Here is a 572-nt window from a genome sequence, read left to right as displayed (position 1 = left end):
GACCAGCAGGGGCCACATGTAGTCGTTCCATGAGGTGATGAACGTCAGCACGCCCAGAGTGATCAGGGGGGCCGAAGCCATGGGGACGATGACCCTGGTGAAGACCTTGAAAGGTCCTGCCCCGTCGATCATTGCGGCTTCGTCGATCTCACGGGGTATGCCCAGGAAGAACTGACGGAGGAAGAAGATCGAGAAGGGCGTCATGAAGAACGTCGGGAGGACAATCCCGGCGAAGGTGTTGAGAAGGCCCAGTTGCTTGATGAGCACGAAGTTGGGGATCGCGGTGAAGATGGAGGGCACCATCAGTGCCGAGAGGAAGATTGCGAACACCAGGTCGCGCCCTCGCCAACGCAGGCGGGCAAAGGCGTAGGCCGCCATTGCGGAGAAGAGGGTCTGGCCCAGTGTCACCACTGTGGCCACAATGGTTGAGTTGCGCAGGTACAGCCAGAAGTTGATGGATGCACCGGCTCCACCCTGGGCGATCGATTCCTCCGGCGTCGTGAGTCCGAAGACCCGCCGGTAGGCGTTCAGGGAGGGGCTCTCGGGCCACAGTGCTCCCGGATTGGTGATGA

At 61.0% G+C, this 572-nt stretch carries 1 protein-coding gene; it reads right to left on the bottom strand.

Annotation, left to right across the window (positions count from 1 at the left end; all coding sequences use genetic code 11):
• On the bottom strand, positions 1–572 hold a 572-nt coding region (locus FK530_RS25085), incomplete at both ends, for a carbohydrate ABC transporter permease (protein ID WP_146489497.1).

The sequence above is a fragment of the Tsukamurella conjunctivitidis genome, from assembly GCF_007858475.1.
GTDB lineage: Bacteria > Actinomycetota > Actinomycetes > Mycobacteriales > Mycobacteriaceae > Tsukamurella > Tsukamurella conjunctivitidis.
This window is presented reverse-complemented; position numbering and strand designations above follow the sequence as displayed.